Origin of the sequence: Micromonospora sp. NPDC049580 (assembly GCF_040675595.1) — a bacterium.
Taxonomy (GTDB): domain Bacteria; phylum Actinomycetota; class Actinomycetes; order Mycobacteriales; family Micromonosporaceae; genus Micromonospora.
This window is the reverse complement of the sequence record NZ_JBFAPG010000337.1, coordinates 1-6,982: the sequence shown is the minus strand read 5'-3', so window position 1 is coordinate 6,982 and position 6,982 is coordinate 1. Positions and strand designations below refer to the sequence as shown.

The 6,982-nt window shown below is 73.7% G+C and carries 7 protein-coding genes and 1 pseudogene; 5 read left to right on the top strand and 3 right to left on the bottom strand.

Translation table 11 applies throughout. From position 1 onward, the window contains the following. The 4 genes and pseudogenes from AB0J68_RS23195 to disA all read left to right on the top strand — a co-directional run. Positions 1 to 187, top strand: a pseudogene (locus tag AB0J68_RS23195) (hypothetical protein); the annotation flags it as partial. A 139-nt stretch (positions 188 to 326) separates the two neighbouring features. Continuing rightward, the gene (locus tag AB0J68_RS23190) at positions 327 to 1,073 is read left to right on the top strand and encodes a hypothetical protein (RefSeq protein WP_355064973.1); all 747 of its coding nucleotides are present in this window, start codon (positions 327 to 329) and stop codon (positions 1,071 to 1,073) included. Positions 1,074 to 1,158: 85 nt separating this feature from the next. After that, positions 1,159 to 2,616, top strand: coding sequence for a DNA repair protein RadA (gene radA, locus AB0J68_RS23185; RefSeq protein WP_354857467.1), 1,458 nt, complete (start codon positions 1,159 to 1,161; stop codon positions 2,614 to 2,616). A 131-nt stretch (positions 2,617 to 2,747) separates the two neighbouring features. After that, positions 2,748 to 3,929 (top strand): DNA integrity scanning diadenylate cyclase DisA, encoded by a 1,182-nt coding sequence (gene disA / locus AB0J68_RS23180; RefSeq protein WP_354857469.1) that lies wholly within the window; start codon positions 2,748 to 2,750, stop codon positions 3,927 to 3,929. A 6-nt stretch (positions 3,930 to 3,935) separates the two neighbouring features. Here disA and AB0J68_RS23175 read toward each other — a convergent pair whose 3' ends face one another. The 3 genes from AB0J68_RS23175 to AB0J68_RS23165 all read right to left on the bottom strand — a co-directional run bounded on the left by AB0J68_RS23175 (position 3,936) and on the right by AB0J68_RS23165 (position 5,903). After that, positions 3,936 to 4,679, bottom strand: a complete 744-nt coding sequence (locus tag AB0J68_RS23175) for a hypothetical protein (protein ID WP_363940449.1) — start codon at positions 4,677 to 4,679, stop codon at positions 3,936 to 3,938. A gap of 118 nt (positions 4,680 to 4,797) precedes the next feature. Then, positions 4,798 to 5,394 carry a peptide deformylase gene (locus tag AB0J68_RS23170; RefSeq protein WP_355064969.1) on the bottom strand — a complete coding sequence of 199 codons (597 nt, stop codon included), beginning with the start codon at positions 5,392 to 5,394 and terminating at the stop codon, positions 4,798 to 4,800. Next, on the bottom strand, positions 5,391 to 5,903 hold the full coding sequence (locus tag AB0J68_RS23165; protein WP_354857473.1) for an ACT domain-containing protein: 513 nt from the start codon (positions 5,901 to 5,903) through the stop codon (positions 5,391 to 5,393). Before AB0J68_RS23165 ends, AB0J68_RS23170 begins: the two co-directional genes overlap by 4 nt. A gap of 96 nt (positions 5,904 to 5,999) precedes the next feature. Between AB0J68_RS23165 and AB0J68_RS23160 the strand changes: the two genes are divergently transcribed. Further along, positions 6,000 to 6,911, top strand: coding sequence for an A/G-specific adenine glycosylase (locus AB0J68_RS23160; protein ID WP_363940448.1), 912 nt, complete (start codon positions 6,000 to 6,002; stop codon positions 6,909 to 6,911). The last annotated feature ends 71 nt before the right edge of the window (positions 6,912 to 6,982 follow it).

The window sequence follows — 6,982 nt, the reverse complement described above, 5'->3', positions numbered from 1 at the left end:
GCCCGGGCCGCCGTCGGCCCTCGGGCTGGCGGCGGTCGGCACGGCCGCCGTCGTGCCGCCACTGAGCTGGTACGCCGGGCGCACGGCGGCCCGGGCCGGCCGGCGGCCGGTGTCCGCCTTCCGGGCGGTCATGCTGGTGGCCCTCATCGACGTCGTTCTGCTGGTGGCGAGCGGTCGGGTGGTGTGAGGGGCACCCGGGACGGTGGCATTGCCGGGTCCCCGTGCGGGCCTCGATCAGCTCCAACTACCCTGGAGCGCGGTCTGCGCGGGTATGGCCACCGTGCCCGGCGTACGGCCGGGTGGGGATCGTAACGAGGAGGACCGACGTGACGCGCTCGATCAGGGGATCCCGGCGGGCGGCCCTGCTGCTGTCCGGGATGGCGGCGGCTACCAGCCTGCTCGCGTCCGGATGCGGCGCCGGTCAGGTCGCCGAGACGGCTTTGAAGGAGCCGTCGGTCCAGGGCGTCAACCTCACGACCCCCAACGGCGCCTACTCGGTGCGTGGTCTGCTGGTCACCTACCCGGGCACCGAGGGTTACCGGGCCGGCCAGGACGCCCCGCTCAACGCCGTGATCTACAACGACTCGAAGAGCACCGTGACGGTCACCGTCACCACCCAGAGCGCGCGCGAGGTGTTGATCTCGGGTGGCTCGGCGAGCCCGACGCCGTCGGCCTCCGAGTCGGAGTCCGCCACCCCGTCGGGTTCGGGCAGCCCGTCGGCGACCCCGTCCGAGACCGGTTCGTCGTCGGCGACGCCGTCCGCCCCGGAGTCGGCGCGGGCGTCGGGTTCGGCGAGCGCGGCCGCGCCGGGCCAGCCCGCCCGGATCGAGCTGGCTCCGCTGAGCTACCTCCAGCTCAACTCGGAGGCCACCACGCAGCTGCGGCTGATCGGCCTGACCGAGGCGCTGCGCTCCGGCCAGAACGTCGTCGTGACCTTCGACTTCGGCAACGGCAGCACGGTCACCGGCCAGGCGCCGATCGCCGTCCCGCTCACCCCGGCCGCGCCCCCCTCGCCGATCATCGAGCGTGAGGGCGGCTACGAGGGCGACGAGGGCGGCGCCACCCACGGCTGACCCGACCCCGACATCGACGAACACCCCGGCGTGGGAACCACCACGCCGGGGTGTTTTCGTCGTACGAGAGGGCTAGCGTCCTGATGTGACCACCTCCCGATCGACCTCTGGCCGTGCCGGCACGGCCGGTGCCGCCCGCGGCCGGTCCGCCACCCGCGAGCCGCGTCCGGCGTACGAGTGCGACGCCTGCGGGCACCAGCCGCCCAAGTGGGTGGGTCGCTGCCCGGAGTGCGGCGAGTGGGGCTCGGTGGTCGAGTCCACGGTGACCGGCCCGACCGTCTCCGGTCGGGTGGTGAGCTCACGGCTGCCGGCCGAGCCGGCCCGGCCGATCGCCACCATCAGCGCCGCTCCGGCCCGCGCCCGGCCCACCGGCGTGAGTGAGCTCGACCGGGTGCTCGGCGGTGGGCTGGTGCCCGGGGCGGTGGTGCTGCTCGCCGGCGAGCCCGGCGTGGGCAAGTCGACCCTGCTGCTCGATGTGGCGCAGCAGTGGGCGGTGGGCGCCGGCAGCCCTTCCCTGGTGGTCAGCGGGGAAGAGTCGGTCAGCCAGGTCCGGCTGCGTGCCGAACGGATGGGCACCCTGCACGACCAGCTCTACCTGGCGGCCGAGAGCGACCTGGCCTCGGTGCTCGGGCACCTCGACGCGGTCAAGCCCGGCCTGCTGGTGCTCGACTCGGTGCAGACCATCTCGACCACCGGCACCGAGGGCGTGCCCGGTGGCGTGACGCAGGTACGCGCGGTCACCGCCGCGCTGGTCTCGGTCGCCAAGGAGCGGGGCATCGCCACCGTGCTGGTCGGCCACGTCACCAAGGACGGCCAGGTGGCCGGGCCCCGGGTGCTGGAGCACCTGGTCGACGTGGTGCTGCACTTCGAGGGCGACAAGCACTCCTCGCTGCGGCTGGTGCGCGGCGTCAAGAACCGGTTCGGCGCGGCCGACGAGGTCGGCTGCTTCGAGATGCACGAGGGCGGCATCAGCAGCCTGGCCGATCCGTCCGGGCTGTTCCTCACCCGCTACTCGGAACCCGTGCCCGGCACCTGCGTGACCGTGGCCATGGAGGGGCGGCGGGCCCTCGTCACCGAGGTGCAGGCCCTGATCGGCGCGACGGTTGCCGGCTCACCCCGTCGTACGGTCTCCGGCCTCGACTCCGCGCGCCTGGCGATGGTGCTCGCGGTCCTGCAACGGCGCACCGAGCGGTTGACCCTGCACGATCGCGAGGTCTTCGCGGCCACCGTGGGCGGCATCCGGGTCGTGGAGCCGGCGGCCGACCTGGCCGTCGCGCTGGCGGTCGCCTCCGGCGGGCTCAACCTGGCGATCGCGCCGCACCTCGTGGCGATCGGTGAGGTGGGGTTGACCGGCGAGGTGCGCCGGGTCGGAGCGGTGCCGCGCCGGCTGGCCGAGGCGGCCCGCCTGGGGTTCAAGGTGGCGCTGGTCCCGCCGGGCTGTGGCCCGGCCAGCACTGGCGCCGGGCCCGACGGGATGCGGGTGACCGAGGTCACTGACGTCCGCTCGGCGCTGCACCATGCGGCCCGCGCGTCCGCCGAGTGACCCAGCGTGCCGACGCGGGCGGCGATACCGGACAGCATCGGCGCAAGTGGAAACGGTTGGAAGGGCGGCATCGTGACACATCACAGTAACCACGACAGCACCCACCGCACGGCAGTCCGTAGACTGTGCCCGTGCCGATCGACCGCGATACCACCAAGCCTGCCGGCGCGCCGCCCCAGGCCCGCACCGGCGCCGTGGGCTCGCCAGCCCGCCCGATCAGCGTGAGCGTGACCACCGCCGCCGGGAGCGCCGGCGATCCGCTGCGGGCGAACCTCGCCCTGATGGCACCCGGCACCGCGCTGCGGGACGGGTTGGAGCGCATCCTGCGGGGGCGCACCGGCGCGCTCATCGTGCTCGGCTACGACAAGGTCGTCGAGGGTCTCTGCACCGGCGGCTTCCCGCTGGACGTCGAGTTCTCCGCGACCCGGGTCCGGGAGCTGTGCAAGATGGACGGGGCCGTGGTGCTCTCCAGCGACGGCACCCGCATCGTCCGGGCGGCCGTGCACCTGATGCCCGACCCGTCGATCCCGACGGAGGAGTCGGGCACCCGGCACCGCACCGCCGAGCGGGTCGCCCGGCAGACCGGTTACCCGGTGATCTCGGTCAGTCAGTCCATGCGGATCATCAGCCTCTACGTCAACGGCCAGCGGCACGTGCTGGACGACTCGGCGGCGATCCTGTCCCGAGCCAACCAGGCGCTGGCCACCCTGGAGCGGTACAAGCTGCGGCTGGACGAGGTTTCCGGCACGCTCTCCGCGCTCGAGATCGAGGATCTGGTCACCGTGCGGGACGCGGTGGCCGTGGTGCAGCGGCTGGAGATGGTCCGCCGGATCGCCGACGAGATCGCCGGTTACGTCGTCGAACTGGGCACCGACGGGCGACTGCTCGCCCTCCAGCTCGACGAGCTGATGGCCGGCGTCGACGCCGACCGCACCCTGGTCATCCGGGACTACCTCCCGGTCGGCCGCAAGTCCCGCACGCTGGACGAGGCGCTGGTCGAGCTGGACCTGCTCGGCGCCACCGAGCTGATCGACCTGGTGTCGGTCGCCAAGGCCATCGGCTACCCGGCCGCATCGGACGCGCTGGACGCCGCCGTCAGCCCGCGTGGCTTCCGACTGCTGGCCAAGGTGCCGCGCCTGCCGGTGGCCGTGGTCGACCGCCTGGTGCTGCACTTCGGCAGCCTCCAGCGGCTGCTGGGCGCGACGGTGGAGGACCTGCAGGCCGTCGAGGGCGTGGGCGACGCCCGGGCCCGGGGCGTCCGGGAGGGCCTGTCCCGGCTCGCCGAGGCGTCCATCCTGGAGCGGTACGTCTGACCCGGCTCAGCCGGTGATGGTGATCTTCACAGGTGCGCTGTACTTGGTGCCGACCCGCGCGAACACCTGGTACGTCCCGGCCGGCGGGAAGGGGCCGGCGGCCAGCCCGGCGCCATCGCAGCGGGTGGTGTCCCGCCCGTTCCAGCCCACCTGGTAGGAGCGCTCGAACCCGGGCGTGAAGGACTGCACATCCGAGCCCTGGACCTTGCCGCAGGTGTCCGAGGACCACACCTTCTCGGCACCGGCCTTGATGAAGATCTCCTGCAGGTCGGCGCCGACGTTGCGGCTGCACGTCCGCTCCGAGGTGTTCTTGATCTTCAGTTGCAGGTCGACCACCGCGCCGCGCTGTACCGAGGTGGGCCGCGCCACCGAGGTCACGCTGATCTCCGCGTCGGTGCAGGTGCCGTCGTCGACCGACCCGGCCGAGCCCAGCGACGGGTCGTTGCTGGTGGTCTCGGGGCTCGGGTCCGTGGCGTTCGGACCGGCCGACCGGTCCGCATTCGGATCGGCGGACCCGGACGCCGACGGCGCCCCGGTCTGCGGGCTCAACACCGAACCACCCGGCCCGGGACTCGCCGTGGACGTCGGAGTCGACGTCGGGCTCGCCCCCGCATTCGGTCGACCGCCGGAGCGGCCCGGGCCGGTGCAGGAGTAGAGCAGGACAATCAGGAAGAGAAGCCCCGCTCCGAGTACGACGGCGCGACGCCGCCAGTACACGGCGGGTGGCAGGGGGCCGACCGTCAGACGCATGATGCCCCCCACCGTAGCCGCGCGGCGCCCACCCGCACGTCACGACGCGCCGGAGCGCCACCGGCGCAGCACCGTAACACTCCACAGAGGACGGACGTGCCGACGTTCCGTCGCCCGTTCAGAGGTAGACCTTGCGCTGGTAGACGGCGTGCGCGCCGGCCACCCGATCCAGGAAGAGCAGCCCCGCGCAGTGGTCGATCTCGTGCTGCAACGCCCGCGCCTCGAAGCCGTCCGTCACCAACCGGACCGCCGCGCCGGTGCCCGGGAGGTCACCCTCCACCACCAGCCGACTGGCCCGCTTCACATCCCCGGTCAGGTCCGGCACCGACATGCACCCCTCCCGACCCGGCTTCCAGCGGGTCGCCTCGACCACCCGGGCGTTGCAGAGCACGAAGGTGCCGTGCACGGTGACCGCCTTCGGATGCCCGGTCACGTCGACGGCGAAGACCCGGGCAGCCACACCGACCTGCGGTGCCGCCAACCCCACGCAGCCCGGCGAGACCCGCATCGTGGCGACCAGGTCGGCGGCCAGCCGGACCGTCTCCTCGGCCGTCGGATCGACATCGTCCCCGGCCCGGCTCAACACCGGATGCGGGGCCGAGACGACGGCCCGCACCTCGCCCACCACGGCCAGCGACTCCGGCGTCCAGTCCCCCAGACCGGCGTACGCCTCGACGTCCCGGCCGGCGTCCGGCCCGCCCCGCCCGTCGCTCACAGCAGATCCGGGTCTGCCGGCCGGAGGGTGACCTCGACCCCCAACTCGGCGGCCGTCCGGTGCAGCCGTGCGGTCACCGCCTCGGCGACCCCCGCCGGCAACTCGACCTCGGCCAACACCACGTAGAGCGAACCCGCCAACCGCGTGCTCAGGTCGGTCACGTTTCCGCCGGCGTCCACCAGCACCCGGGTCATCGCCGCGACGATGCCCATCCGGTCCGACCCGTGCACCGCCAGCACGTACGGCTCGCCGGCCGGGGCCACCTCACCGTCGGGCGTGACCGCGCGTACGGTCGCCAGCAGTTGACCCTCGGCGGCCAGCGGCGCCAACGCCGCCTCCACCCCGGCGGCATCCGGGCCGGTGCAGATGAGGGTCATCGCGAAATGCCCCCGCAGCCGGGTCATCGTGCTGTCGGTGAGGTTCGCGCCCAGTCGGGCCAGCACCTCGGCGACGTCGGCCACGATGCCCGGCCGGTCCCGACCGATGACGGTGATCGCGAGCTCGTTCATCCGCGCATTCTGCCCGATCCGCCCACCGCCACCGCGACACCCCGCCCGAGCCGCCCATCCAGCGGGACCGGAGCGCGTGACATCATCGACGTCGCCATGACTCAACCCGATTTCGCCACAGTGGTCAGCCGGTGGTTCCAGCAGCACGCCCGTGACCTGCCGTGGCGGGAACCCGGGGTCAGCCCGTGGGCCATCCTGGTCAGCGAGGTCATGCTCCAGCAGACCCCGGTCGTCCGGGTGGTGCCGGCCTGGCACGCCTGGCTGGCCCGCTGGCCCGACCCGGCCGCGCTGGCGGCCGACACCCCGGCCGAGGCGATCCGGATGTGGGGGCGTCTCGGCTATCCCCGCCGGGCGGTCCGACTGCGGGAGTGCGCGGTCGCGATCGTGGACCGGCACGGCGGTCAGGTGCCGGACCGGCTGGAGCAGTTGCTGGCGCTGCCCGGCGTGGGCACCTACACGGCGCGTGCGGTGGCCGCCTTCGCGTACGGGCAGCGGCATCCGGTGGTCGACACCAACGTACGGCGGGTGGTCTGTCGCGCCGTGGCCGGTGAACCGGATGCCGGACCGGTCACCCGACCCGCCGACCTGGTCGCCACCGAGGAGCTGCTGCCGGCCGAGCCCGCCGCCGCGGCACTGGCCAGCGCCGCGTTCATGGAGCTGGGCGCGGTGCTCTGCACGGCCCGGTCACCACGCTGCACGGCCTGCCCGGTCGAGTCGGTCTGCGCCTGGCGGGCCTCCGGGCAGGAGCCGGCAACCGGCCCGACCCGCCGTCCCCAGCGGTACGCGGGCACCGACCGGCAGGTACGCGGACTGCTGCTCGGGGTGCTCCGGGAGACCACCGGGCCGGTCCCGCACCAGCGCCTCGACCAGGTCTGGACCGACGACGTGCAGCGCGCCCGGGCGTTGGCCGGCCTCGTACACGACGGGCTTGTGGAACCGGTCGGCACCGACTCGTTCCGGCTCGCCGGCGATGGCCCGTCCGCACCAACCGCCGACCTGAACGCCTGACACCCCTGCGAACCGGCCGCCGGTTCGCAGGGGTGCTCCCGTCACCTTTGCTCTGCTTCAACCCACGCAAC

Bases quoted from the DNA above. Each gene is read 5' to 3' on its own strand.
- AB0J68_RS23175 (WP_363940449.1), bottom strand. From the start codon at position 4,679: ATGCGTCTGACGGTCGGCCCCCTGCCACCCGCCGTGTACTGGCGGCGT.
- AB0J68_RS23165 (WP_354857473.1), bottom strand. From the start codon at position 5,903: ATGAACGAGCTCGCGATCACCGTCATCGGTCGGGACCGGCCGGGCATC.
- AB0J68_RS23160 (WP_363940448.1), top strand. From the start codon at position 6,000: ATGACTCAACCCGATTTCGCCACAGTGGTCAGCCGGTGGTTCCAGCAG.